A 25,987-nucleotide genomic window follows, 5' to 3' on the forward strand; every position below is an offset into this window, starting at 1 on the left:
CGTGATTGCGAAGAATAAGTCGAAAATAGGGAGTGGGACGATGAAGGTATATCTGAAGAAACCAGGATTCGAACGGCGTGCCGCGCATGCCGCATTGCTTGCCGGTGCGAGCCTGATGACGATGATCGCGGTCCCGGCATTCGCCCAGGACACTTCGGCACCCGCGCCGACCGCGGACGTTCCCCAGGATAGTACGGCGCCGCAGGGCGAGATCGTCGTCACCGGCAGCCGCATCAAGAGCCCGACGCTGACCTCGCCGTCGCCGCTTCAGGTGATCACCAGCGAAGACCTGCGCAAGCAGGGCACGACCAACGTCCAGGATATCCTGCAGATCAACCCCGCGGTCGGCATTCCGGGCAAGAGCCGTAATACGACCGGCAACGATACCGATCCCGGCCTTGCCACCATCAATCTTCGCAATCTCGGCCCCGATCGCACCCTGGTGCTGATCGACGGCCGGCGAACCGTCGCGGGCGTGCCCGGCACGGCGCAGGTCGACGTGTCGATGATCCCGCCGTCCTTCGTCGATCGCGTCGACGTGCTGACCGGCGGCGCATCGGCGGTGTACGGTTCGGACGCGATCGCGGGCGTGGTGAACTTCATTTACAAGAAGAAGTTCGAGGGCATCCAGCTCAACGTGCAGGACGGCATCTCGCAAAAGGGCGACAATCACGAGCTCGACGCCAACGTCACGTTCGGATCCAATTTCGCTGGCGATCGCGGCAACGTGATGGCCTATGTCGGCTGGAACCAGGCGAGCGCGGTTTTTGCCGCCGATCGCGATTTCAGCCGCCTCTCGGCATTGAGCCTCGGCACGACCGAACGCGTCGCCGGCAAGTCGGATCTCAACCTCAAAGCGGCACAGGACCTCTTCAAACGTGCCTATGTGCCGTCGAGCGTCGGCCCGGGCGGCGCCTTCGTGATCGGCAGTAAGTCGAACCAGATCATCAGTCCCGACGGCTCGTTCCACACCTATGTCCCGGCGACCGACGGCTTCAACGCCGCGCAATACGGCCAGATCGCGCCACCGTCGAAGCGACTGACCTTCGCTCAGCGCACCAATTTCGACGTGACCGACAAGGTCAACGTTTTCCTCGAGACGACCTATGTGAACGTGCGCACCAATGGCGAGCGCGAAGCGTCGCCAATGCGCACCGACAGCGCGCTCGGTGCGTTCACGGGCACCGGCGGTTTCTATCCGATTCAATATGCGGTGACCAATCCGACCACGGGCGCGACGGTGATCGTCAACAACCCGCTGGTGCCGACCGCCGTCTTCAATGCCGCGACCGACCGCTCGACCAACGATGCGATCGGGTCGAAAGACCTGAGCATGCTGATCCGCACCACCGCGTTCGGATCACGCAAGACGCCGACCGAGCGCGACAATTTCCGGATCGCCGCCGGCGGATCCTGGGACATTGGCGGTAGCTGGAGCCTCGATGGCTATTACCAGTACAGCTATACCAAGCAGCACCAGGAAATGACCGGGCTGGCGAACCTCTACAACCTCGCCAACGCGCTCCAGGTCATGCCGGACATCTTCGACTACAATAAGAACGGCGACCTCACCGAAGCGGTCTGCGTCGACGCCAATGCGCGAGCGGCTGGTTGCGTGCCGGTCAATATCTACGGCCTGAACCCGGATGGCTCGTCGAAGATTTCGGCTGCCGCGGCGAAATACCTGCAGACCAACCTCATCCGCGACTCCAAGCAGGAAATGCAGGTCGCATCGCTCAACCTAGGCGGCAATCTGTTCAAGCTGCCTTATGGTCCACTCCAGATCTCGGTCGGTGCCGAATATCGCACCGAGTCCAGCCGCGACATCTTCGACCCGCTGAGCAACCAGGCGAAGAACGGTTACGTCCAGTTGTTGAACACGCAGGGTTCGTTCAACGTCAAGGAAGCCTATGGCGAAGTGGTCGCGCCGATCCTGGCGGACCTCCCGTTCTTCAAGGCACTGACCCTGCGCGGCGCCTATCGCCTGTCGGACTATTCGACCGTCGGCAGCTTCTCGGCCTGGAACATCGGGGGTGAATGGGCGCCGACCTCGGATATCCGGTTCCGCGCGGTCTATGCGCACGCCGTCCGCGCGCCGAATATCGGCGAATTGTTCTCGGCCGCGTCGTCGGGCATCACCTCGATCACCGATCCCTGTCAGGGCATTACCCTGACCTCGACCGGTTCTACGGCGGCCAACTGCCTCGCCGTGCCGTCGGTCGTCGCGAACATCAACGCCAACGGCAAGTTCACGCTGACGCCGTCGGACCAGAGCGGTGTCGGCAGCGTGTCGGGCGCCAACCCCAACATCAAGCAGGAAACCGGCAAGACCTTCACCGCGGGCGTGGTGATCAATCCGCGGTCGATCGATGCGCTTCGCAACCTGACCTTCACGGCTGACTATTTCGACATCCAGCTGCAGGGCGCGATCAGCCGCCTGTCGACCACGACCATCCTCAACAAATGCTATGTGCAGGGTATTTCGGACTTCTGCCAGTTCATCACCCGGCGCGATCAACCATCGGGCGCGTTCAGCATCGGGTCGGTCCAGCAGATCTTCACGACGTTGGTCAACAGCGGCGGCGCGTTCACGCGCGGCCTCGACTTCACGCTGAACTATCGTCAGGCGGTGTTTGGCGGGACCGCCACGTTCGAGGGCAGCTGGACCCATCTGCTCAAGAACGGTGTCGTTCCGCTCCAGGGCGACAAATACGACAACACGATGGGCGAGTTCGGCAACCCGCGGGACAAGGCCGTGCTGACCCTCGACTGGTCGAGCGATACGTTCGGGGTGACGGTCACCAACCAGTATATCGGCAAGCAGATGCTGGATTATGAGAACTTCCAGACGACCTATGTGCTGGCCGATGGATCGCTGCCGCCCAAGAGCTTGTTCACGCTCGGCGCGAGGGTCTACACCGATGTTCAGGTCCGCTTCGACGTCAAGAAGAACTGGCAGTTCTACCTCGGCGCGAAGAATGCCTTCGATGTGAAGATGCCGCCGCTTTACGGCAGTGTCGGCAACTTTAACCCGTCGACCATGTTTGATCCGATCGGCCGCCGTTTCTACGCCGGTTTCCGTATCAAGATGTAACCTCGCAACCCGTTTCCTCCCCTGGGCGGGAGAGTGGCCTCGGCCGCTCTCCCGTCTTTTTTGTGTGCGGAGACCAGCGGTTGCTTTGACCTGGATCGTTGGCGGCTTGCGTCTCAATTTAGGGGTTCGACCAGCGACGCCGAAATCCCGGAGCAGCCTTACCTTCGGGCCGCGGCCAATGTGCAAGGCACGTTGTCGAAGTCTCACCCGTCCGCTAGGTAGCGCTATCAAAACTGGAAAAATCGTGGAGTGGTGATGCGAACGGTAGCAACTCTGTTGCGTGTCGGATCGGTTCTGATCGGGCTAACCCTGGTGGCGTCCCAAGCTCAGGCAAGGGAATGGCCTGGCGGCCGGCGGGCCGCGGTGGTGCTGACCTATGACGATGCCTTACCCTCGGATCTCGACATCGCGATTCCCGCGCTCGATGCAGCCGGCCTGAAAGGAACATTTTTCCTGATCGGTAATGCCTTGGTGCCGGAGCAGATCGAGCGCTGGCGGGCAGCGGCGGCCGAAGGCCACGAGCTCGGCAACCATACCGTTCGCCACGCCTGTCCGCAGGCCAATTATCCGCCGGCGAGGAAGCTCGACACCAGTGAGGCCTACGATGCTCCAATGATGCTTGCCGAAATCCGGACGATGAACACCATGCTGACGGCGATCGACGGGAAGGTGCAGCACAGCTTTGCCACGCCGTGCGGTCAACATCTGGCTGGTGGTGTGGACTATCTCCCTGCGCTGCGCACCAGTGGGCTGGTGCGCTATACCCGCAGCGCCGGCTGGCCGGGCGGCAAGGTGCTGGACCCGATGGACGTGCCGTGCCGATGGTTCGACGAAAAGGCCACGGGCGCCGATATGATCGCGGCGGTCGAAACTGCCAAAAGGTCCGGCGATCTGTTGGTTATCGGCTTTCACGGAGTCGGCGGCGACTATTTAAAGGTGTCCGCCGAGGCGCACGCGCAGCTCCTCGCTTATCTCAAGGACCATGCCGACACGATTTGGGTGGCGCCGTTTTCGACCGTGATGGATTACGTCGCCAGTCACCCGGAAGACTAAGGCGGCCCGCATTATCATGCTAGCCGCCGCGTGACCCATCGTACCTTGCGATCGAGCGGCGCGGGGGAAGGCTATCAAACCAAATCCCCGCCGCAACCGAACGGCTGGGCTGGGGAATCCGCCCGCTATTTCTTCCAGGCAGTGATCCGCACCTCCGCCCCTTCGTCTAGCGCGGTCGAGACGCCATAAGCGATGATGCCGGCGCCCTCGATCCGGATGCGCTGACCGAGATCGTCCTGGCCCTCATTGCCGCGCGAACTGGTGACGGAGACCAGCCGCGACTGGATCGGGTAGCTCTTGTCGCCGATCCGGATCGCGTCGAACGAGAAGCTCAATATGTCGTGGTCGGCGCGATCAACCACCCCTTCGACTTTGGCGCCGCGCAACTCGCGCGGATCGATCAGCTCGCCGGTGACCGGCTCGCCGACTTTGCTGGTCGCCGCGCTCATCGAGCTCGTCATCTTGACCAACATCGAGCTGTTCGCGTCCGAGAGTATTGCCGCTCCCTCTTTCTCCCGCCCGCTTTCCTGGGCCGAAGCGCCCGTCGCATAAAATAGCGCGGCGAGTACAAACATGGTCTTGTTCATGGCGTGATCCAATTTCATCGTGTCGCCGAATGGGCGGCGTCAGTTGACCTTGCGGACCAGCACGGCCCAGTCGCTCGAAGTGTCGGACGGCGCCTTGCCGAGCGATCGGCTACCGCCGCCCTCGACGGTGCGGACGCTGCCGTCCTGGAGTTCGCCGCCGGCGCGCGGGTTGTACCATTTGACCTCGAACCTGCCCGGTGTCTGCGACAGATCCAGCGCCGTCGACCCGCCCTCGGGCAGATAGACTGCATAGATCTGGCCGGGTTTCGCCAGGACGTAATCGTCCTTGGCCGGGGTGAGCTCGTCGGCATGGCGCATGTCCTGGACCGGCAGATAGCGGACGACGAAATCCTGTGCGTAATGGATCAGGTCGAACAGGTGATCGCGCGAGCGGTAATCCTCCATATTGAGGTCGCCGATCGGGTCGGTGAAGAAGAACATCGTCCCCGTGCCGCCCGCCATATAATGCCCCCAGATCGCCAGCTTGCGCACCCGGTCATGGGCATAGTCTTCCGTATCGGGGCGGACGCCGGGGTTCATCTCGATCAGGTGGACCAGCCATGGGTGGCCGGCGGCATCCGACTTGTCGAGCCACTTGATCGTCTCCGCATGCGTGTTCTCGGCATCGTGCTGGAGCGCGGTGGAATCGAAATTGGGAAAACCGAGCAAGCGGCCATAGGTACGCTGATCGTCGATCAGCTCGGCCTTCCACTGCACGTACTGGATCGGGTGCTTATAGGGGTCGATCGCCTTGATGTAATTGGCGATGTCCTCGATGTCCTGGGTCTTGAAATAGCGGAACCGGTCCATCTCCTCGTCCAGGTCCCAGACGATGCCCGAATGGTGAGCGAACCGCGCGATCAACTCGCGATAATAGAGTTTGCGCTCGACGCTCATCTTGCCGAGCGTCTGTTCGCCTTCCTCCTCCTGGGTGATCATCATCACCTGCATGCCCAGGCGATCCATGTGCGAGAAGACGATCTCCCACTGGCCCAGCTTGGACACGTCGTAGCGGGTATGCTCGTCGTAGGAGATCCACGGATTGATATCCATGGCGTCGCCGTAATTGTTCATCGTCAGCGTGTAGAAACTGTTCATCCCCTTCGACGCCAGATAGTTGAGTGCGCCGATAATCCCCTTGCCCTTGCCGCCCTGCCAGCTGGGATCGCCGGGCTTCCAGTCCCCGACGTGCGGGTCGTAATGGTGGAGCTGGTCGGGGTTGGGCAGGCCCTTCTGCCCGCGAAAATCCCTGGTGTTGTCGAACTGGTAATAGGCCAGGAAATTCTCCGGGCTCTGCGTGCCCGCCATGACTAAATATCGCTTGCTGCCGGCATATTGCAGGAAGTGCTTGCCGACATAGCGCAGCATGCCGTTGGCGCGGGCATCGCGGCCGGTCTTGTCGCTTGGCGCGACCGTGAACGAACCGCGTGCGCCATCGAACGAGGTCGCCGTGCCGGCCTTGGGGTCGAGACTGACTGCGACCTCGGGGCCGGTCCGGAACGATGCCGTGTAGGTCCAGGTGCCGACCTCGTCGGGAACGAAATCGACCCGCCACAGATTGCCTGCGGTCGCGCTGGTCTCCGCGGCATTGCCGTCGGCGGCATAGTAACCGGGCACGACATAGACCTTGTCACCATGACGGAAAGTCACGTTGAGCCGGTAGTTGAGAAACGGGTTGAGCTTGGCGGTTTCGCTGGTCTGCGGGCCGGCGAAGGTCAGCTGGACGTCATGCCATTGCCTGCGTTCGCCAACGATCCTCACGGTTGACGCCGCGCGCGGCTTGGCGGTGGCCGCGTGCAGCATTGGTGCAACCATTCCAGCGCCGCAGCCAAGGCTGGCCAGCAAGGCGATCGTACCCCTGACGGACATGTACAGCCGCCGCCGGCGCACCATGCGCGCCGCCGCCGTCGAACAGGCTTGTGCCATCATCCTCTCCAATGGTCCGCGCCGTTTCCCGCAACGCGGTCGGTGTCGCTCGAACTGTTGTTTTGAACTGGTATGATGAGATCATAAGTCTGCTGAGCGAGTCAATGCACACCGTTGGTCAGCAGGCGAAAATCGGGCGCAAATTTCAGGTGATGCGCTGGATGCTTGCAGCAAGCTCGTCGGCGTCGAACACGCGCTTCCAATCGTCGCGCACGATCGCCGGCTTTCCGAACATGATCGCCTTGTTGCAAGCGTCCGAGAATTGCCCGGGAATGTGCTTGAAGATCACCGCTGCCAGGATGTTCATATGGCCGAGCAGGAAGTCGCGCGCGGCCTCGGCGGGCACGCCGCGCGCCACCACTTCGTCCATCGCCTCGCGCATCGTATCGAGCAACGACGCGCACACGGTTTCCGACAGGCCGGGTTCGAGCAGCGCCATCTGGTCGACCGTGACGCGGTGCGAGCGCAGGATCGGTGCCCAGATCGTCCGTGCGACCGCCTCTCCCAAGGCATAATGCTCCTCGGGTCCCTGCATCATCGCGTTGACGATCGCCTGGCGTGCATGGAGCCCCCCGAACCGGTCGTCGCGCGCGGCGGGATCGGTCTCGTCGTTGAAGATCGGCGGGTGGCAGGGATGGGTGACGAAATAGGTGAGGTCGGGCCGATCGGGCAAATGCCCGGCGAACGGCGCGGCGGCATCGAGCGCCATCACTATTGTTCCGGACCTGAGCGACGGCGCGATCTCATGCGCGACTGAGCCGACATGCGTGTCGGGCACCGCGAGGATAACCACGTCGACGCCATCGATCGCCGCGGCGACATCGACGCACGTAATATTAAGCTCGTCGCGCAGCCGCGCGCGGCCGACCTCGCCGGGTTCGACGTGCCGCACCTCATAGTCGCTGCCCTGCAGGTTGCGCGACAGCCGCGCGCCCATCTTCCCGCCCGCACCGAACAGCGCAATCGCCACCATGTTTTCAACCCTTCCGATCAAATTGCTTGCTTTCGTGGTATGATGGTATGATGAGTTGTGCAAGCGCTGGATCCAAGAGGGCGCGGGGAGAGGAATGGCCAAGACCGAGGCCGATGCGCTGGCTTTGTACGGCACCGACGCGCCGCCCGCGCCGGTGCGCCATTTCGCCGTCGGACGCCTTTCCTTCGACTTGGTCGGCGGCAATCTGCGCTCGATCCGCGTCGACGGGGTCGAGGTGGTGCGGGGCATCCAGTACCTGGTTCGCGACCGCGATTGGGGTACGCTGGCCCCGACGATCCATTCCTTGCATGCCGAGCAGTCGGACGATCGGATCGAAATCTATTATGGCGCCGATTGCACAGGTCCCAATGGCGAGCATCTGGTTTACGGCGCGACGATCGCCGCGTTCGGCGACCGCCTGATCTTCTGCGTCGAGGCGCAAGCGGTCGACGACGTCACGCTCAACCGGCTCGGCTTCTGCGTGCTTCATCCCGCTGCGCTGGCGGGGGCGCCGCTTCGCGTCGAGCATGGCGACGGGTCGATGGAGGAATCCGTCTTTCCCGAGCTGATCGCTCCGCTTCAGCCTTTCACCGACATCGCCGCGCTGATCCATCGTCAGCGCGGCTTGACCGTGTCGTGCCGCCTGGATGGCGACATTTTCGAGATGGAGGACCAGCGCAACTGGTCCGATGCTTCGTACAAGACCTATGTCCGGCCGCTCGCCAAGCCGTGGCCCTACGTCATGCCAGGGGGTACGATCGAGCATCAGTCGGTGCGCATCGAGATCGAGGGCGACGCCGTCGAGCAAACGTCACAAGAGGACAGCGTCACCGTCGCGATCGGCGAGGCGATCGAGCCGATGCCGCGGATCGGGCTGGTCGTCACGCCGGACCAGGCCGACGCCGTGCTGGCGTTGCGCGGTGCGTTGCTCGACAGCGGCGTCCAGGACTTGCTGCTGAGCTTCGCGGCGCAGGCCGGGCAGGGGCTTGCCGAGATGCAGGCGCTGGCGCGCGCCGTCGATGGGTTGTCGCATCGCAAGACACTCGAATGCGTGATCGCGACGGGCGGCGATCTCGACATGGAGTTGCAGGCGGTCGCCGATCACGTCGCGGCAACGGGACTGAAGCTCGACGCGATCGCACTCTATCCGACACCCGATCTGCGATCGACCCCACCCGGCAGCGAATGGCCCGCTTGCCCGCCTCTGTCCGATGTCTACGCCGCCGCGCGCCGGGCATTTCCTCACCTGGAGCTGGGCGGCGGGATGTACGGCTATTTCACCGAACTCAACCGCAAGCGCCCGCCGCTCGACCGGCTCGATTTCGTCAGCCACGCGACCTGCCCGATCGTCCACGCTGCCGATGACCTCAGCGTGATGCAGTCGCTCGAAGCCGTTCCCCACATCCTGCGCTCGGCGCGTGCGATTATTGGCGACAAGCCTTACCGGCTCGGTCCGGTGACGATCGGGATGCGGCAGAATCCCTATGGCTCGCGCACCATGCCCAATCCGGCGCGCGAGCGGATCGCGATGGCGATGGCCGATCCGCGCCAGGATGGCCACTTCGCTGCGGCCTGGACGATCGGCTATGCCGCCGCGACCGAAGGCACCGCGCTCGATACGCTGACCTTGGGGGCGTTGACCGGCCCGCTGGGGGTGGTCGGAGAGGAGGGCCCGCGGCCGGTGTTCGCGGCGGTCGCGATGCTCGCGCGGATGGCCGGGTTGAAGCGGCGCATGTGCCGATCGTCGGCACCCGACAAGATCGCCGCCATCGCCGCGGGTGGAATGGTGGTGGTCGCCAATTTGACCGCCGATGTGCAGGTGGCTCGCATCGGCGAGCGCGAACTCTCGCTGCGGCCGTTCGAAATCGCCGAAACGAGCGGCGGTTAAATCGCGCCGAGAGGATATTGGACCGGATCAGCCCGCCGTCGGACTCTCGCGATGCGTATAGAGATGGTTCGACCGCGCGAGGTGCCGGGTCAGCGCCTGCTCAGCGCCGTCCGGATCGTGCGCGGCGATGCGCTCGATCAGTTCGGCATGCTCGGCCAAAGTCTGGTCGCCATGACCCTGCCAGATCAGCATGTGCGCATGATATTCCTGCAGCCAGCCGAGCATCATCTCGCTCACCGCGACGAAGATCGGGTTGCCGGTAATCCGTGCCACGCGCGTATGGAAGTTCATGTCGGCGTGGATAAAAGCGACCGCGTCGCCGGCGGCTGCCGTCTGCCGCGCGTGGATCGCGCGTAAGTCTGCCACATCCTCGGCCGTCGCCTGTTCGGCGGCGCGACGCACCATCCCGCGCTCGAAAAAGCTGCGCGCTTCCTTGAGATGTTCGAGCGATTCTGGCGACGTCGACAGCAGCATTTGCGCGATCGGATCGAGCTGCCGCATCGCCGATTCCGCGGTGAGCTGGCGGACCTTGGCGCGTTCGCCATGGCTGATCGTGACCAGCCCGAGATTGGCGAGCGCCTGCATCGCCTCGCGGATCGCCGGGCGGCCGACGCCGAAGCGCGCCATCAATTCGCGCTCGGACGGCAGTGATCCTCCCGGACCGCATTCGCCGCTGACGATCATCGCCTTTAGCCGGTCGAACACCTCGTCGGACAATTTGCGCCGGACGATCGGATCGGCAGCGGAAAATGCATCTTGTTGAGCCATGCGCTGCTTCAATAGCGCCCGGACGGGCCGCGGGATAGCAGCGCTATTTCCCGCTCGTCGCCGCCGCATCGTCGAGCAGCAATGCCCAGTCGTTGCCCGCTGCCGGCGTGCCGGGCGGAGTGAACAGGCGTTTGCCGCGATTGGCAAAAGTGCCGATCGCCTGTGTCTGGCCGGTTCGGGGATTGTACCACGACGCGCGCACGCGCTTGCCGCTGATCCTGCCCATCTGCACGCGGAACGGCTTGCCCGTATAGCTATAGGCGATGGCATAGCTGGTGCCGCGCGTCGCCGCGACGCGGTCATAGCGCGTGCCGTTGCCGACGATCAGCGACTGGTCGGGTACGCGCTCGAAATAGGGTCGCGAAAGGATCAGGTCCTTGAGGAACCGCATCTGCCCGCCGCCCGGCGCCTGCAACCCGTCCTGCCACGAGATTTTGGGCCAGTAAGCGGCTTTCTCGGCCGGCGTGTAGAATTGCATCACGCTGTTCTCGCCATAAGTGTGCCCGAAGGCGCCGGCGAGGACCGACCACCAGGCGTAGCGGCGCGCGTCCGCCGCTTGCCAGATTGGAAACTGCACGAAATCGAGGCCGTGCGGGATATTCTCGTAACTCGGTTCGCCGTCGATCGTCGGCTTGGCCGGGCGGCGCTTCCAGTCATCCTCGATATAGCGCCAATTGTCCTCGCCATAGGCGCAGCGCTGGGTGTCCTGCGCGTAATCCTGATGCCCCGACTGGAACATGTCGAAGTCGAGCCAGGCCGCGTCGTGAAACACCCAGGAGGAATCGGTCCGCCCGAACGGATGGAAAGTCATCAGGTGGTTGTGGTCGATCGACTTGATCGTCTCGCCAAGCGCGCGCCAGGTCAGCGTCGCCATGTCGGCATGAGTGTCGCCACCATTGATCCAGACGATATTGGGCTTGTCCTTGTAGCGCTCGGCGAGGAAGCGGCCATAGATCGGCGCATTGTCGATGGTCAGCTTGCGCATCTCCGCGAACGTGCCCCAGGCGGGCACCAACGCGACGTACAGGTGATGCGCGGCGGCGCGGTCGACCACCCAGTCGAGATGGTCCCAATAATCGTACTCGCCGGGCTTTGACGGATCGTTACCCGGCGTCACGCGCGGCCGAGCGACGTCGCCATCGACCAGGGCCGGCCCGGTCAGCGGGTTCGCCATTTCCGGCCGATGGAGCACCATGATCTGGATGACGGTGAAACCCTGCCGCTCGCGAGCGGCGAAATACTGCTCGACCTGCTCGCGATTGAGCTTGGAGAGGAGGAGCCAGCCGGTGTCGCCCAGCCAGAAGAACGGCTTGCCGCCCGCCTCGAGATAGCGGCCGTTGCCCGACACCTTGAGCAGCGGCGTTCGCTCCTGCGCCGTTGCCGGAAAAACGGTCGCCATCGCCAGTGCCAGTGCCGCGATCGCCGCCTTGGTCCAGCGCATTTTCCCCTCCTTCGCGTATGTCAGCGTGCGGGCTTCATCCCCGCCTCGATTTCCTCGAGCGACTTGCCTTCGTTGCGCGGCGCGCCCAGGAATCCAATCAGCCCGCTCACCACCAGGAAACTCACCAGGATCCAGGCGAGCGTGGTGAACCCGGTCGCGGTGAGTGCCGGCACGAAGAAGCTGAAAATGCCGAGCGACACGCGCACCACCGCGAACATGACACCCTGCGCGGTCGAGCGCAGCAGGGTCGGGAACATCTCCGCGCTCCACAATTGGAAAAAGCTCTGCGCGCCGAAACCCTGACCGAACGCCATCAGGAAAACGTGGATGATCGCGATCGGCAGCGTCAGCGGGAAGATCGCAAGCAACGACATGCCGACCACCTGGATCACCGCCGATATACCGAACAACATCCGCTGGTTCACCCGGTCGGAGAATTGCATGAAGATCAGGTAGATCGACAGCATGCCGATGAAGAAGCTCAGCGTCTGTACCGCCACGGCGGTAAACTGGCTCTGATTGCCGACCGTCCGCAGGATGAACGGAAAGAAGAAGCCGTTGGTCCCCGCCCACAGGTTCCAGATGCCGTACATGCCGATCAGGAACCCCATCGAGCGCAGGTTTGGCCAGGTCAGCAAATCGCTGAGCTTCGCGCGGCGCTGGTCCTTGGCGGGCTGGGTTTGCGCCTCGAGCCACCGCTTCGATTCGTGCATCCGCGCGCGCAGGAAGGTCAGGGCGATCGCCAGGATCGCGAGATGCGCGAACACGATCCGTGCGCCCAATAGTCCAAGCGGTGAGAGCACGAGGAACATCAGCAGCACGACGGTCGGCCCGAGATACCATAGCACCTGCGCGACGCCGCTATGCTTGCCCCGCGATTTGTCGGGGGCTTGTTCGGCGATCAGCGACCAGGACGCCGGGATATCGGCACCCACCGCCAGCCCGACCAGGAAGAACCCCAGAATGACCATCCAGGCGTTGATCGCGAACACCAGCCACAACATGCCGAACGCGTAGAACAGCATATCATATTGGTAGATCTTCTTGCGGCCCAGCAGATCGCATAGCCGGCCGCCGATCAGCGCGCCGATCCCCGCCGATATCGCGTTGGGCCCGAATGCTCCAAGGACGCCGAGCGTCGTGTTGCTGAGCCCGTACGCCTCTTGCCACAATGCCAGCGCCACTGATCCGGCGACGATCGATCCAGCGTCGATATAATTCGCGAGACCCGCCAGGATCGTGTCCCGCCAGCCTCCCGTCGCGGAGCCCCCCGTGGTCATTGGCATGCTCTCCGTAAAGCGTATGATAATATTATTAAGCGAGTGTAGCATCGACGCGGTGCGACGCAAGTCTTCGCGCGCCGGCACCCGGTTTGTCGAGAGCGTCGTCGTGCCAATTGATCATATTATAATCCCAAATTGACTCGGCTGGAGGCGCCCGATACCTCTTCGGAAACCCGGCCGACGTCGCAATTCGGTCGCCACGGAGAGGATGAAGCGATGGGACTTTCGCGGCGCGCGGTGCTGGCCAATGCCATGGCGCTGGGAGCGGCTGCCGCTTCGGGGCCGCTATCGGCGGCAACGAAGCGCTCGCCCGACAAGCGCGTCGAACGCTGGGGCGTATACGAGATCGCGCTCGATGGACCCCAAGCCGGCAATCCGTTCGACGACGTCACCCTGTCGGCGACCTTCATCGGCGGCGAGCGGACGATCCGCGTGCCCGGCTTCTACGATGGCGATGGCGTTTACCGCATCCGCTTCAGCCCGCCCGAAATCGGCAATTGGCGCTGGACCAGCGAGAGCAACACGCCCGCGCTCAACAGCCGCACCGGCGCGTTCGAGGCGATCGCGCCGAGCCCCGGCAACCATGGCCCGGTCCGCGTCACCAAGGACGGCTATCATTTCGAATATGCCGACGGCACGCCGTTCCGCCAGATCGGCACAACCAGCTATTCCTGGGCGCTGCAATCCGACGCCCGATGCGCCGAGACGCTGAAGACGCTCGCCGGCGCGCCGTTCAACAAGATGCGCATGCTGGTCTTTCCCAATGTGGAATCGGTTGCGACCAATCCGTTCGTGCGGACCGGCGACGGTCCCAAGGACTGGGATCCCGCGCGCTTCGACCCTACTTATTTCCGCCGCTACGAGGACCGGATCGTCCGGCTGGGCGCGCTCGGCATCCAGGCCGATGTCATCCTCTACCACCCGTACGACGCCAAGCGCGGCTATTCCGACATGACGCGCGCCGATGACGAGCGTTACCTGCGCTACGTCGCCGCGCGGTTCGGCGCCTATCGCAACGTCTGGTGGTCGATGGGCAACGAATATGATGCCATCAAGACCAAGACGATGGACGACTGGGACCATCTATTCCAGGTGCTGGTCGCCGCCGATCCGCACGACCGGCTGCGCTCGATCCATCAGATCAATACCTATTACGACGCGCGCAAGCCGTGGATCACCCATGCCAGCATTCAGAACGGCGCGGCGGTGCTCGACGACATCCGTGCCGAACTGCACCGCGCCTTCGCGCTCAAGCCGGTGATCTTCGACGAAGTGGTCTATGAAGGGAATTCGGACAAACGCTGGGGCCAATTGACCGGCGAGGAGATGGTCGAGCGCTTCTGGTACGGACTGATCGGCGGCACCTATGTCGGCCACAGCGAGACGTTCGACGCTAACCGCAATGCCGATTTCTCCTGGCTGGGGCAGGGCGGCAAGCTGGTCGGCACCAGCCCGCCGCGGCTCGCCTTCCTGCGCAAGATCATGGAAGAGGGGCCGGTCCCCGGCATCGAACCGATCCAGGCGTGGTGGAATTATCACCTCGGCGGCAAGGCCAATCATTATTATCTTCGCTATTTCGGCGCCGATCGCCCGACCGAATGGGACGTCATCTTGCCTGGCCGTGGCGAGGATGCATTACAGAGCTACCGGATCGACGTGATCGATACCTGGAACATGACGATCACGCCGGTCGACGGCGTGTTCAAGATGGCCCGCAAGAACGATTATGACGTGCACGACCCGGCGCGGCCGAAAGTCGCGCTGCCGGGCAAGCCCTGGATCGCCCTGCGGGTGATGAAAGTCTGATCCAGTCTCCCATCACGATTTCCGAGCAAGTCTGCCAAGCCGGAGAAGGGTCGGATCAAGCGAGCAATTGCGTCGGGACGCCGAGCGCCGGCCCGGCTTCCGCGAGCCGTTGGTCAAGCGTATGAACCGCGGCGCCATGTTCCGATGCGATAGCAAGATGCAGCGCATCACCGGCGCGAAGCCCGAGCGCATGCTGATTGGCAAATTTCGCCGCCGCCCGAAATTGTCCGCCCGTCACGCCCAGGACGGTGAAGCTCTCCGCGACCAGCTTGTTGAACATGGCGAGCGCCGCCGCGCGCTGCTCCAGGCTGATCTGTCCGGTCCGCAGCTTGATCGCCATGGCGGAAGACAACTCGGTGACGGTCCAGTCGCTGATCAGCAGTTGTGCGGGATCCTGCTCCGTCAGCCACGCCTGAATCCGCGGCGTCGTTGCTTCATTGGATAGCGCTGCGACGATCAGCGACGTATCGAGATAGAGCATCAGTAGCGATCACCGTCCCGCATCGACCGCACGAGGTCGGCAGCACTCTCGGGCTGCGGGGGCATCGCTGCCGTTAGCGATTGAAGTAGCGCGGCATCGATCGGCTTGCGTGCCCCGGCTACGGCGGTGAGCCGCGCAACCGGCTTTCCACGGCGGGTGATATCGATAGAATCCCCGGCTTCTACCCGATCGACCAGCTCGCTCAGATGTGTTTTCGCCTCTGCCAGATTGATTGCTTCCATTGCCGTGTTCCTGACCATGTAGATGGTCATCTAGTGCATTTGTCCTAAAAAATCCAGCACGTCACTCCTGCTCGACGGTGAAACCTCGCCGAGCCGGCCGCGTTCGGAAATGCATGACTCAGCTTGCTACCACTCCCTCACGCTCGGGCTCGACGATGCCGAGCGGGCATTGATCATGAGCCGCGACCAATTGGCCGGAACGGACGAAACGCTGGCCGCCTGCCCCGCGAAATCGCCGCAGGATCCGCGTCCGGAGCGGAATCGCATTGATTTTAGGCAAAATACGAAACCAAATCGCGGCAGCGGCTTTCTGGTCATCGCGATGACCCGCTATTATTTCAACGTCTATAACGATGAGATCACGCTGGACGAGGAGGGCGCCGACTTGGCCGACACGCCGGCGGCGCTACGGCGCGCGGCCGAAGAGGCGCGCAATTTCGCCGCGGAATCGGTCAAGGCGCACGGTCACCTGGTGCTCCACCACAAGATCGAGGTGGAGGATGAGGGGCGCAACAAGATTGGCGTCGTCTATTTCCGCGACGTCGTCGCGATCGAACCCTGACGCCCGGCGCTTTAGCCAACCTCACGCATATCGCGCCGCCGCCATGCAGACTGTCGTGATCGCCAGCAAAATGGCGGCGAGGCGCTCGCCCGCCGCCATTCGGCTGGCCGCGGCCTCATCGAGACTCCGGCCGCGCAGGCCGATCGCCAGCCAAATCTGCACCAGATAGGCGACCAGCGCGCAGCCCGCGCCGGCGGCGAGCAATTTCTCCGGCGTCTCGAAACTGCCGGCGTGGAGCAAATGCCCCAGATAAGCACCCGACAATATCGCAACGGTCGCTGCACCGATCTGCGGACGCAGCAACTGTTCGGCGCCCTTGCCTCCGGTGCGCGCCAGCACGAAAGTGCTGCCTGCCCAGAAGGTGGCGGCGAGAATGTGGAGCGAAAGCGCGATGATGATGGTGGTCTGCATGGACGGCCTCGGAGCGACTCGATATACATACTGTATAGTGAACTACGCGGCGCGTACCAAGTGACCAATGATCGCCCAATTGCCGGCTCCCAGCGCGAGGCGGCAGCGGCGGCGACGCGCGCGCGCCTGATCGCGGCCGCCGGGGATATTTTGCGCGAAGGTGGTAGGTTATCGCTCGACGCTGTTGCGCTTCGGGCCGGCGTGACCCGGCTTACCGTGTACAACCAGTTCGGCTCGCGGCACGGATTGCTCGAGGCTGTGTTCGACGATCGTGCGGCGGCGGGCGGGCTGCACCGGATTCCGCAGGCGATGGCGATGACAGACCCGCGCGAGGCGCTGCGCCACGTCGTCACCATATTTTGCGATTTCTGGGGCGGTGATGGCGCGGTTCGCAGGTTGCACGAAGTCATCGCCCCCGATCCAGAATTTGCGGCGGCACTTGCCGCGCGTGGCGAGCGCCGCCGTGGCACCGTCGGAACGCTGATCGCACGCTTGGATGTGCCGGGTGACGCAGCGGCGCTGACCGACATCGTCACCGCGTTGACCAGCCAAGGTTTCTTCGCTCAGCTGGCCGACCGGCACGGCACCGGCGAAGCTACGCGAATGGTAACCCGGATGGTCGATGCGGCGATCGATGCCGGCTGGTAGCGACATCCCGTGAGATCAACCTGATCATCGGGCTGACGGCCTGCTCGGCACCCGGATTCGAATGGGGGCACGTTCAAGCCGATCCATTACCGGATCGACAGCTGACCGACGACGTCGATCCGGTCGAGGAAGCATTCTCCGCGACGGCGCCGGCATGATCGAAAAGCGGCCCGACAAGCGAGCAGGTCCGGCGTCGCTACTCCACCGACGCCCGGCAGTTCCGGGCCGACCTTTCGCGGCATATTGACCTTTTTTAAACGCCGAACGAGATAGTTCTCCGATGTTAGCGAAAGCGATCGGGGGGTCGCGTGAACGAGCGGGGTGGGAGATGCCTGGAGCCTTAGGTGCACGCAGAACAATCCCCCGAAACGCTGGATCGCCGCCAACTCGTTTCCGCGCTCCGTAGTCTCAGGCGCGGGGACTTTTCGGTCCGGCTGCCGGAGGATCTGTCCGGCACCGACGGGGAGATCGCGATCCTGTTCAATGAAGTCGTCGGCCTCGAAGAACAGATGACCAACGAGTTCGAACGGCTGTCGCGGGTCGTCGGCAAGGAAGGCAAGATCAACCAGCGCGGGCATGTCCGCGGCGCCACTGGCGGCTATGAGGCGCAACTGCGCGCGCTCAACGAATTGATCGAGGACATGGTGCAGCCGACCGCCGAGGTCGCGCGCGTCATCGGCGCCGTCGCCAAGGGCGATCTGTCGCAGTCGATGACGGTCGAGATCGACGGCCGCCCGTTGCGCGGCGAATTCCTTCGCATCGGCAAGGTGGTGAACACCATGGTCGAGCAATTGGCGTCCTTCGCGTCGGAAGTGACGCGCGTGGCGCGCGAGGTCGGCACCGAGGGCAAGCTGGGCGGCCAGGCCAAGGTGAAGGGCGTCGCCGGCACCTGGAAGGATCTGACCGACAACGTCAACGCGATGGCGACCAACCTGACCGGCCAGGTGCGTAACATCGCCGAGGTGACCACGGCCGTGGCGTCGGGCGATCTGTCCAAGAAGATCACCGTCGAGGTGAAGGGCGAGATCCTCGAGCTCAAGAACACGATCAACACGATGGTCGACCAGCTCAATTCGTTCGCCAGCGAGGTGACGCGCGTGGCGCGCGAGGTCGGCACCGAAGGCAAGCTTGGTGGCCAGGCGCAGGTGCCGGGTATCGGCGGGACGTGGAAGGACCTGACCGACAACGTCAATCTGATGGCGGCGAACCTCACAGGCCAGGTGCGCAACATCGCCGAAGTGACGACCGCGGTCGCCAAGGGCGATCTGTCGAAGAAGATCACCGTCGACGTGAAGGGCGAAATCCTCGAGCTCAAGAACACGATCAACGTGATGGTCGACCAACTCAACGGCTTCGCCTCGGAAGTGACGCGCGTTGCCCGCGAGGTCGGCACCGAGGGCAAGCTCGGCGGGCAGGCGCAGGTGCCGGGCGTCGCCGGGACGTGGAAGGATCTGACCGACAACGTCAATCTGATGGCCGACAATCTGACCGGTCAGGTCCGCAACATCGCCGACGTGACGACGGCGGTGGCGCGCGGGGATCTTTCCAAGAAGATCACCGTCGACGTGAAGGGCGAGATCCTCGAGCTGAAAAACACCATCAACGTGATGGTCGATCAGCTCAACGGCTTCGCCTCGGAAGTGACTCGCGTGGCGCGCGAGGTCGGCACCGAGGGCAAGCTCGGCGGCCAGGCGCAGGTGCCGGGAGTCGCCGGCACCTGGGCCGACCTCACCGACAATGTGAACCTGATGGCCGCGAACCTGACCGGCCAGGTCCGCAATATCGCCGAAGTGACGACCGCGGTCGCCAAGGGCGACTTGTCCAAGAAGATCACCGTCGACGTGAAGGGCGAGATTCTCGAGCTCAAGGACACGATCAACACCATGGTCGACCAGCTCAACGGCTTTGCGAGCGAAGTGACTCGCGTGGCGCGCGAGGTCGGCTCGGAAGGCAAGCTGGGTGGCCAGGCGCAGGTCGAGGGCGTCGCCGGCACCTGGAAGGATTTGACCGATAACGTCAACGCGATGGCGACCAACCTGACCGGCCAGGTTCGCAACATCGCTGAGGTCACTACCGCGGTGGCGTCGGGCGATTTGTCCAAGAAGATCACCGTCGACGTGAAGGGCGAGATCCTCGAGCTCAAGAACACCATCAATACGATGGTCGAGCAGCTCAACGGCTTCGCCTCGGAAGTGACGCGCGTGGCGCGCGAGGTCGGGTCGGACGGCAAGCTCGGCGGCCAGGCGCAGGTGCCGGGCGTCGGCGGCACGTGGAAGGACCTGACCGACAACGTCAATCTGATGGCGGCGAACCTGACGGGTCAGGTCCGCAACATCGCCGAGGTGACGACGGCGGTGGCGCTGGGCGATCTATCGAAGAAGATCACCGTCGACGTGAAGGGCGAGATTCTCGAACTCAAGAACACGATCAACACGATGGTCGACCAGCTCAACTCGTTCGCGAGCGAGGTGACGCGCGTGGCGCGCGAGGTCGGCACCGAGGGGAAATTGGGCGGCCAGGCGAACGTGCGCGGCGTCGCCGGGACGTGGAAGGATCTGACCGACAACGTCAATCTGATGGCCGACAATCTGACTGGCCAGGTCCGCAACATCGCCGAGGTGACGACGGCGGTGGCGCGCGGCGACTTGTCGAAGAAGATCACCGTCGACGTGAAGGGCGAGATCCTCGAGCTCAAGAACACGATCAACGTGATGGTCGATCAGCTCAACGGCTTCGCCTCGGAAGTGACTCGCGTTGCCCGCGAGGTCGGCACCGAGGGCAAGCTCGGCGGCCAGGCGCAGGTGCCGGGCGTCGGCGGGACGTGGAAGGATCTGACCGACAACGTCAACCTGATGGCGACCAATCTCACCAACCAGGTCCGCGGCATCGCCGACGTCGTGACCGCGGTGGCGCAGGGCAATCTGAAGCGAAAATTGACGCTCGACGCGAAGGGGGAGATCGCCGCGCTCGCCGAGACGATCAACCTGATGATCGAGACGCTGGCGACCTTCGCAGATCAGGTGACCAACATGGCGCGCGAGGTCGGCATCGAGGGCAAGCTGGGCGGCCAGGCGCGCGTTCCGGGTGCGGCCGGCCTGTGGCGCGATCTGACCGACAACGTCAATCAGCTCGCCGCCAATCTGACCAATCAGGTGCGCTCGATCGCCGACGTGGCGACCGCAGTGACCAAGGGCGACCTGACCCGGTCGATCGCGGTCGAGGCGTCGGGCGAGATGGCGGCGCTCAAGGACAATATCAACGAGATGATCCGCAACCTGAAGGATCAGACGCTCAAGAACGCCGAACAGGACTGGCTCAAGACCAACCTCGCACGGTTCAGCCGCATGCTGCAGGGCGAACGCGACCTCTCGACCGTATCGAACCTCATCATGTCCGAACTCGCCCCGCTGGTCGGCGCGCAATATGGCGTCTTCTACGTGACCAATCGCGACGCCGAGGACACGGTGCTCGAACTCGCCGCGAGCTATGGCGCGGAAAACCGCGAAGCCCTGAAACCCGCTTTTCAGCTACGCGAGGGGCTGATCGGCCAGGCGGCCGCCGACAAACGTCCGATCCTGCTCGAGGACGTGCCGCCCGACTTCATCCGCATCGGTTCGGCGCTTGGCGAGGCGCGTCCCGCCAATGTCACCATCCTGCCCGCCTTGTTCGAGGATGAGGTCAAGGCGGTGATCGAGCTCGCCTCGTTCAGCGAGTTCAACGAGACTCACCAGAACTTCCTAGACCAGCTGATGGAGTCGGTCGGCATCGTGCTCAACACGATCGCCGCAACGATGCGCACCGAGGGGCTGCTCAAACAATCCCAGCTGCTGACCCAGGAACTCCAGGCGCGCCAGACCGAGCTCACCACCAAGCAGGAGGAGCTTCACAACACCAACGAGGAGCTCGAAGAGAAAGCGCAGCTGCTCGAGAATGAGAAGCGCCAGGTCGAAGCCAAGAATCTCGAGATCGAGATGGCGCGCCGGGCGCTCGAGGAAAAGGCCGAGCAGCTGGCGCTCACCTCCAAGTACAAATCCGAATTCCTGGCCAATATGAGCCACGAATTGCGCACGCCGCTCAACTCGCTGTTGATCCTGTCCAACCTGCTGTCCGACAACCCGCAGGGGAATTTGAACGAGAAGCAGGTCGAGTTCGCGCGCACGATCAACTCGGCCGGCTCGGATCTGCTCAACCTGATCAACGACATCCTCGATCTGTCGAAGATCGAATCGGGCACAGTCTCGATCGAGATCGGCGAGATGCCGATGCAGGGCCTCAAACAGCATATGGAGCGGACCTTCCGCCAACTCGCCGCGGACAAGAATCTCGATTTCATCGTCGAGTTCGGCGAAGCATTGCCCGCGACGATCCGCACCGACGAAAAGAGGTTGCAGCAGATCGTCCTCAACCTGCTGTCGAACGCCTTCAAATTCACTTCGCAAGGCTCGGTCACCCTGGCCGTCCGCACCGCGGAAAGCGGCTGGAGTACCAATCACCCGGTGCTGCGCGGAGCGGAGCGCGCGATCGAGATTGCGGTGACCGATACCGGCATCGGCATTCCCAAGGACAAGCAGAAGCTGATCTTCGAGGCGTTCCAACAGGCCGATGGTACGACCAGCCGCAAATATGGCGGCACCGGGCTCGGCCTTTCGATCAGCCGGGAAATCGCTCGGCTGCTCGGCGGCGAGCTCCAGGTGCGCTCGACGCCGGGTAAGGGATCGACCTTCACCTTGTTCGTGCCGCTTCAGGCGATCGCGCCGGCGGCGTTGCCGGTAGAACCCAGCCAGGCACGCTACGACAATAGCGGCGCGATGGTGCCGACGGCGCTGCCCAACACGTTCGACGTGAGCGACGATCGCGACAGCCTCGACGGTTCGCCGTTTGTGCTGATCGTGGAGGACGATCCCACCTTCGCGTCGATTCTGCTCGACGTGGCGCGCGGCGCGGGGCTCAAGGGCGTCATTTCAACCGCGGGCGCGGGCACGGTGGCGCTCGCGCGCAAGCTCCAGCCGAATGCGATCACGCTCGATCTCGGCCTGTCGGATATCGACGGGTTCGTGCTGCTCGACTTGCTCAAGCACGACCCCCAGACGCGGCACCTGCCGATCCATGTGATCTCCGGCGCCGACAAGCTGGCGCGGGCGATCGATCTCGGCGCGGCCGGGGTCACCGAGAAACCGGCGCAAAGCGATGCGCTCGCCGCGGTGTTTGGCGATCTCGCGGAACGGATCGGCTCCGGTAGGGCGGTGCTCGAACTGGTGCCCGACACGGAGCCGCCGTCGACCGTGCGCTCGGCGCCCGAACTGGCGGGCGCCAAGATCCTGATCGTCGATGACGACATCCGCAACATCTACTCGCTGACCAGCGTGCTGGAGAGTTATGGCGTCGAGGTGATGCACGCCGAGCGCGGCCGCGACGGGATCGTGATCCTGGAGGAGACGCCCGGCATCGATATCGCCCTGATCGACATCATGATGCCCGAAATGGACGGCTATGAGACGATGAAGCAGATTCGCCGGCGCCCCGCGCTGGCCGACCTGCCGCTGATCTCGGTCACCGCCAAGGCGATGAAGGGCGACCGCCAGAAATGCCTCGACGCCGGCGCGTCCGATTACATCGCCAAGCCGGTCGATATCGATCTGCTGCTCGCGTTGCTGCGCGTCTGGATTTCGCGATCGAGAGAGGCGCAGCAGGCGGCCGGTGCGGTCCTCGCGGGGCATGCCTGAGATGCCGCGGCGGACCATGCCCCGTGCCCCAACCGTGATCCTCGATCGCGGGATCGTCGACGAACCGGCGCCGGTGGTGCTCCCTTCCGAACGGGCGCGTGTGCTTGTCGTCGATGACGACGAGCATAATCTCGTCGCGATCAGCAATGTGCTCGAGGACCTCGCCGAGATCGTCGTCGCGCGCTCGGGCGAAGAAGCCTTGCGGCACCTTCTCCGCGAAGAGTTCGCGGCCATCCTGCTCGACGTCTACATGCCCGGGCTCGACGGTTACGAAACCGCGCAGCTGATCCGCGAGCGCCAGCAGACCCGCCGCGTGCCGATCCTGTTTCTCTCGGCGGTCAACAAGGAGATGGAGCATCTCCTGCGGGGCTATGCGACGGGCGCGGTCGATTATGTCTTCAAGCCGGTCGAGCCGACCGTGCTCCGCTCCAAAGTCGCGGTGTTCGTCGACCTCTATGCGATGCGCAAGGAAGTGCAGCGCACCGCGGAAGCGCAGCAGCGGCTGCTCGACGACAATCTGCGCGCCAATGCCGAGCGGCTCCATGCCGAGCAGCAATTGCGGCTCGCCGAGCAGCGCCAGGCAGCAATCATCGCCTCGCTGCCGATCACTCTCTACCTCGAAGATGTCGACTGCGAGCCGCGCATGCCCAAGTTCGTCAGCGGCAATTTCGAGACGCTGACCGGGTTCAGCTTCGACCATATTCGGCATTCCCCCGGCATCTGGAGCGATCGGCTTCATCCCGAGGACCGCGAGCGGGCGATCGCCGCGCTGGCGGCCCGCGGCCAGGGCGGGGCGCATTCGGTCGAATATCGCTGGCGACACGCCGACGGCGAGTATCGCCATTTTCTCGATCAAGCGGTGCTGTTGCATGACGCGGGTGGATCGCCGGTCGAATATGCCGGGACGCTGCTCGACATTTCGGACCGCCGCGAGCTCGAGAGCGAGCTCAACCAGATCCGCAAGATGGAGGCGATCGGCCAACTGACCGGCGGGATCGCGCACGACTTCAACAATCTGCTCGCAGCGGTGCTCGGCGGCATCGGCATGATCGAACGGCAGATACCGCTCGACGCCCAGCAACGACGGCTCGTCGACATGACCCGGCACGCTGCCGAACAGGGAACGCAACTCGTGCGGCACCTGCTGGCATTTTCGCGGCGACAGATGCTGCAACCGGCCGCGGTGGACGTGGCGACGCTGGCTGATGCGATCGACGGGCTGTTGGCGCACACGCTCGGCGGTCGGATCGAGCTCGTCTGGAAATGCGAAGACGGGCTCGACGCCGTATTCGCCGATTCGGCGCAGCTCGAACTGGCGATCATGAACCTCGTCATCAATGCGCGCGACGCCATGCCGGACGGCGGAACCGTGACGATCGAGGCGAGCGGCCACGATGCGCAGGCGAGCCAGGATATCGCCGGCACGCTGCTCGAGCCCGGGCGCTATATCGTCTTCGCCGTGACCGATATCGGCTGCGGGATCGCGGCCGAACAAGTCGAGCAGGTCATGGAGCCGTTTTTCACGACCAAGGCGGTGGGCAAGGGCACCGGCCTGGGGCTCAGCATGGTCTATGGCTTCGCCAAACAATCGGGCGGCGCGCTGCGCCTGACCAGCGAAGTCGGCGTCGGGACCCGCGTGGAGATCTGGCTGCCCGCGGCGCCGGCCGACGCGGCTATGCCCGTCGCGCCGGAAGTGGTGTCCGCACCGGAATCGCGGACCGGCAAACGGCAACTCAACATCCTGCTGGTCGATGACCATGAGGGCGCGCGCGCCGCTACGGCGGCGATGTTGCACGATCTCGGTCATCGCGTCTCCGAGGCCGGTGAAGGAGAGACCGCGCTCAAGATGGTGCGCAAGCAACCCGGAGCCTTCGACCTGGTGCTGAGCGACTATGCGATGCCGCGGCTGTCGGGGTCCGACCTGATTCGTCAATTGCGCGAAATCCGGCCGACACTCCCGGCGGTGATCATTACCGGTTATGCCGAACCAAACTTCCAGGCGGTCGATGATGAGGTTCCCGTGCTGGTGAAGCCGTTCACCGTGGGAAGCCTCGAGGCGACGCTCGATCTCGCCAGTCGGCAGGGCGCCGCGAACTGAAGGTTCGGGCGGTCGATCGAACGGCCGCCATGCGTTTCCGCGGCTAATCCTTCGTGATTCTGGCGGTCGCGGTTGGATGTCGGGGCGCTTTCATGTGATCGATGAAGGCGCGGAGCTTAGGCAGCATCTGACGTTTGCCGGAATGATAGAGGAAGACGCCGGGTGTCATGATCGCCAGCGGCGTCAGCAGCGCTTGCAGCCGGCCATCCGCAATCGCTGCCTGGGCGATCGGGCCAGGGACTTGCGAGAGCCCCAGGCCCTGTATCGCGGCGCCGAGAAGGGTCGGGTAATCGTGCGCGATGAGCGGCCCGGATACGGCTGCTTCGATCACATCGTTGCCGACCGCGAAGGTCCAAGGCGCGATCGATCCGTTCCAACGGCGCAGGCGCAGACATGCATGGTCGCGGAGATCCTCGACGCGCGCCGGCGGCTCGCGCCGGCGCAGATAATCCGGGCTGCCGACGACGACGAACGGGAATGGGGGCGTGAGTCGTACGACAATCATGTCGGCCGCGATCAGTTCGCCGAGGCGGATACCGGCATCGAAACCGCCGGCCGCGATATCCACCATCTCGTCGCTCGCGGCGATCTCCAATTCTATCTCGGGATAGGCATCGCAGAATGAGGCGATCACCGGCTCGAGGATCAGCGGGACCACGGAGCGGGGTACGGCAAGGCGCAACAATCCAGCCGGACGCTGGCCCAGATCGCGCGCCGCTTCGCTGGCGGCGACGAGTTCGTCAAAGGCGGGGCCGGCCCGGTCGAGGAAGCGCTGGCCGGCTTCGGTCAGGCCGACGCTGCGCGTGGTCCGGGTCAGCAGCGCGGCGCCGATCCGCGCTTCGAGCGACCGTACCGACTGACTGACCGCCGACGGCGTGACGCCCAGAGCCGCGGCGGCCCGGCGAAAACTGCGATAGCGGGCGACGCTCAGGAATGTCTCGACCCCGTCGAGCGCACCGTGCCGGACTGTGAAGTTCTGCTTCATGGATCGTCGAGATTATCG

18 protein-coding genes are annotated in these 25,987 nt (G+C 63.9%); 8 read left to right on the forward strand and 10 right to left on the reverse strand.

Features of this window, described 5'->3' with window-relative positions; all coding sequences use genetic code 11:
* Nucleotides 1-40 precede the first annotated feature (40 nt).
* A complete protein-coding gene (locus tag AC1DQQ_RS05310) occupies nt 41-3,094 on the forward strand; it encodes a TonB-dependent receptor plug domain-containing protein (protein ID WP_478044476.1) in 3,054 nt (1,017 codons plus the stop codon).
* Nucleotides 3,095-3,349: 255 nt separating this feature from the next.
* Nucleotides 3,350-4,147: a polysaccharide deacetylase family protein gene (locus AC1DQQ_RS05315; RefSeq protein ID WP_478044477.1), complete on the forward strand. Its 798-nt coding sequence runs from the start codon at nt 3,350-3,352 to the stop codon at nt 4,145-4,147.
* Between the two features lie 125 nt (nt 4,148-4,272).
* Here AC1DQQ_RS05315 and AC1DQQ_RS05320 read toward each other — a convergent pair whose 3' ends face one another.
* The 3 genes from AC1DQQ_RS05320 to AC1DQQ_RS05330 form a co-directional block, all read right to left on the reverse strand.
* The gene (locus tag AC1DQQ_RS05320; RefSeq protein ID WP_478044478.1) at nt 4,273-4,734 is read right to left on the reverse strand and encodes a hypothetical protein; all 462 of its coding nucleotides are present in this window, start codon (nt 4,732-4,734) and stop codon (nt 4,273-4,275) included.
* Nucleotides 4,735-4,773: 39 nt separating this feature from the next.
* Complete coding sequence (locus tag AC1DQQ_RS05325; protein WP_478044479.1) at nt 4,774-6,660, reverse strand: DUF5060 domain-containing protein; 1,887 nt, start codon at nt 6,658-6,660, stop codon at nt 4,774-4,776.
* Between the two features lie 145 nt (nt 6,661-6,805).
* Nucleotides 6,806-7,633, reverse strand: a complete 828-nt coding sequence (locus AC1DQQ_RS05330; RefSeq protein WP_478044481.1) for a phosphogluconate dehydrogenase C-terminal domain-containing protein — start codon at nt 7,631-7,633, stop codon at nt 6,806-6,808.
* 94 nt (nt 7,634-7,727) lie between these two features.
* Between AC1DQQ_RS05330 and AC1DQQ_RS05335 the strand changes: the two genes are divergently transcribed.
* Complete coding sequence (locus AC1DQQ_RS05335) at nt 7,728-9,521, forward strand: D-apionate lactonase family protein (protein ID WP_478044482.1); 1,794 nt, start codon at nt 7,728-7,730, stop codon at nt 9,519-9,521.
* A 27-nt stretch (nt 9,522-9,548) separates the two neighbouring features.
* Here the strand turns inward: AC1DQQ_RS05335 and AC1DQQ_RS05340 are convergent, their stop codons facing one another.
* From AC1DQQ_RS05340 to AC1DQQ_RS05350, 3 genes are read right to left on the reverse strand one after another with little or no spacing between them, the layout of a single operon-like run.
* Nucleotides 9,549-10,289, reverse strand: coding sequence for a transcriptional regulator NanR (locus tag AC1DQQ_RS05340; RefSeq protein WP_478044484.1), 741 nt, complete (start codon nt 10,287-10,289; stop codon nt 9,549-9,551).
* Nucleotides 10,290-10,332: 43 nt separating this feature from the next.
* Nucleotides 10,333-11,730 carry a glycoside hydrolase family 140 protein gene (locus AC1DQQ_RS05345; protein WP_478044486.1) on the reverse strand — a complete coding sequence of 466 codons (1,398 nt, stop codon included), beginning with the start codon at nt 11,728-11,730 and terminating at the stop codon, nt 10,333-10,335.
* A 20-nt stretch (nt 11,731-11,750) separates the two neighbouring features.
* Entirely contained in the window at nt 11,751-13,010 is a 1,260-nt protein-coding gene (locus tag AC1DQQ_RS05350) for an MFS transporter (RefSeq protein ID WP_478044487.1), read from the reverse strand.
* Nucleotides 13,011-13,229: 219 nt separating this feature from the next.
* Between AC1DQQ_RS05350 and AC1DQQ_RS05355 the strand changes: the two genes are divergently transcribed.
* Entirely contained in the window at nt 13,230-14,819 is a 1,590-nt protein-coding gene (locus tag AC1DQQ_RS05355) for a DUF5060 domain-containing protein (RefSeq protein WP_478044488.1), read from the forward strand.
* Nucleotides 14,820-14,874: 55 nt separating this feature from the next.
* Here AC1DQQ_RS05355 and AC1DQQ_RS05360 read toward each other — a convergent pair whose 3' ends face one another.
* A complete protein-coding gene (locus AC1DQQ_RS05360) occupies nt 14,875-15,300 on the reverse strand; it encodes a type II toxin-antitoxin system VapC family toxin (RefSeq protein WP_478028815.1) in 426 nt (141 codons plus the stop codon).
* Nucleotides 15,300-15,572, reverse strand: a complete 273-nt coding sequence (locus AC1DQQ_RS05365) for a type II toxin-antitoxin system Phd/YefM family antitoxin (protein ID WP_478028816.1) — start codon at nt 15,570-15,572, stop codon at nt 15,300-15,302. Before AC1DQQ_RS05365 ends, AC1DQQ_RS05360 begins: the two co-directional genes overlap by 1 nt.
* Before the next feature lie 160 nt (nt 15,573-15,732).
* Between AC1DQQ_RS05365 and AC1DQQ_RS05370 the strand changes: the two genes are divergently transcribed.
* A complete protein-coding gene (locus tag AC1DQQ_RS05370; protein ID WP_478044490.1) occupies nt 15,733-16,104 on the forward strand; it encodes a DUF6894 family protein in 372 nt (123 codons plus the stop codon).
* Nucleotides 16,105-16,125: 21 nt separating this feature from the next.
* Here AC1DQQ_RS05370 and AC1DQQ_RS05375 read toward each other — a convergent pair whose 3' ends face one another.
* A complete protein-coding gene (locus tag AC1DQQ_RS05375; protein ID WP_478028818.1) occupies nt 16,126-16,515 on the reverse strand; it encodes a hypothetical protein in 390 nt (129 codons plus the stop codon).
* Nucleotides 16,516-16,575: 60 nt separating this feature from the next.
* Here AC1DQQ_RS05375 and AC1DQQ_RS05380 point away from each other — a divergent pair, with 60 nt between their 5' ends.
* The 3 genes from AC1DQQ_RS05380 (at nt 16,576) to AC1DQQ_RS05390 (ending at nt 24,984) form a co-directional block, all read left to right on the forward strand.
* Entirely contained in the window at nt 16,576-17,163 is a 588-nt protein-coding gene (locus AC1DQQ_RS05380) for a TetR/AcrR family transcriptional regulator (RefSeq protein ID WP_478044491.1), read from the forward strand.
* Nucleotides 17,164-17,507: 344 nt separating this feature from the next.
* A complete protein-coding gene (locus AC1DQQ_RS05385; RefSeq protein ID WP_478042099.1) occupies nt 17,508-22,886 on the forward strand; it encodes a HAMP domain-containing protein in 5,379 nt (1,792 codons plus the stop codon).
* A 16-nt stretch (nt 22,887-22,902) separates the two neighbouring features.
* Nucleotides 22,903-24,984, forward strand: coding sequence for a response regulator (locus AC1DQQ_RS05390; RefSeq protein ID WP_478044493.1), 2,082 nt, complete (start codon nt 22,903-22,905; stop codon nt 24,982-24,984).
* Nucleotides 24,985-25,027: 43 nt separating this feature from the next.
* Here the strand turns inward: AC1DQQ_RS05390 and AC1DQQ_RS05395 are convergent, their stop codons facing one another.
* A complete protein-coding gene (locus AC1DQQ_RS05395; RefSeq protein ID WP_478044495.1) occupies nt 25,028-25,969 on the reverse strand; it encodes a LysR family transcriptional regulator in 942 nt (313 codons plus the stop codon).
* Nucleotides 25,970-25,987 lie beyond the last annotated feature (18 nt).

The sequence above is a fragment of the Sphingomonas sp. P4_G3 genome (genome assembly GCF_056401105.1).

Coding starts and splice junctions, on each gene's coding strand:
- AC1DQQ_RS05355 (WP_478044488.1), top strand. CDS start 13,230: ATGGGACTTTCGCGGCGCGCGGTGCTGGCCAATGCCATGGCGCTGGGA.
- AC1DQQ_RS05320 (WP_478044478.1), bottom strand. CDS start 4,734: ATGAACAAGACCATGTTTGTACTCGCCGCGCTATTTTATGCGACGGGC.
- AC1DQQ_RS05360 (WP_478028815.1), bottom strand. CDS start 15,300: ATGCTCTATCTCGATACGTCGCTGATCGTCGCAGCGCTATCCAATGAA.
- AC1DQQ_RS05330 (WP_478044481.1), bottom strand. CDS start 7,633: ATGGTGGCGATTGCGCTGTTCGGTGCGGGCGGGAAGATGGGCGCGCGG.
- AC1DQQ_RS05315 (WP_478044477.1), top strand. CDS start 3,350: ATGCGAACGGTAGCAACTCTGTTGCGTGTCGGATCGGTTCTGATCGGG.
- AC1DQQ_RS05365 (WP_478028816.1), bottom strand. CDS start 15,572: ATGACCATCTACATGGTCAGGAACACGGCAATGGAAGCAATCAATCTG.
- AC1DQQ_RS05310 (WP_478044476.1), top strand. CDS start 41: ATGAAGGTATATCTGAAGAAACCAGGATTCGAACGGCGTGCCGCGCAT.
- AC1DQQ_RS05340 (WP_478044484.1), bottom strand. CDS start 10,289: ATGGCTCAACAAGATGCATTTTCCGCTGCCGATCCGATCGTCCGGCGC.
- AC1DQQ_RS05375 (WP_478028818.1), bottom strand. CDS start 16,515: ATGCAGACCACCATCATCATCGCGCTTTCGCTCCACATTCTCGCCGCC.
- AC1DQQ_RS05395 (WP_478044495.1), bottom strand. CDS start 25,969: ATGAAGCAGAACTTCACAGTCCGGCACGGTGCGCTCGACGGGGTCGAG.
- AC1DQQ_RS05350 (WP_478044487.1), bottom strand. CDS start 13,010: ATGACCACGGGGGGCTCCGCGACGGGAGGCTGGCGGGACACGATCCTG.
- AC1DQQ_RS05335 (WP_478044482.1), top strand. CDS start 7,728: ATGGCCAAGACCGAGGCCGATGCGCTGGCTTTGTACGGCACCGACGCG.
- AC1DQQ_RS05345 (WP_478044486.1), bottom strand. CDS start 11,730: ATGCGCTGGACCAAGGCGGCGATCGCGGCACTGGCACTGGCGATGGCG.
- AC1DQQ_RS05325 (WP_478044479.1), bottom strand. CDS start 6,660: ATGGCACAAGCCTGTTCGACGGCGGCGGCGCGCATGGTGCGCCGGCGG.
- AC1DQQ_RS05390 (WP_478044493.1), top strand. CDS start 22,903: ATGCCCCGTGCCCCAACCGTGATCCTCGATCGCGGGATCGTCGACGAA.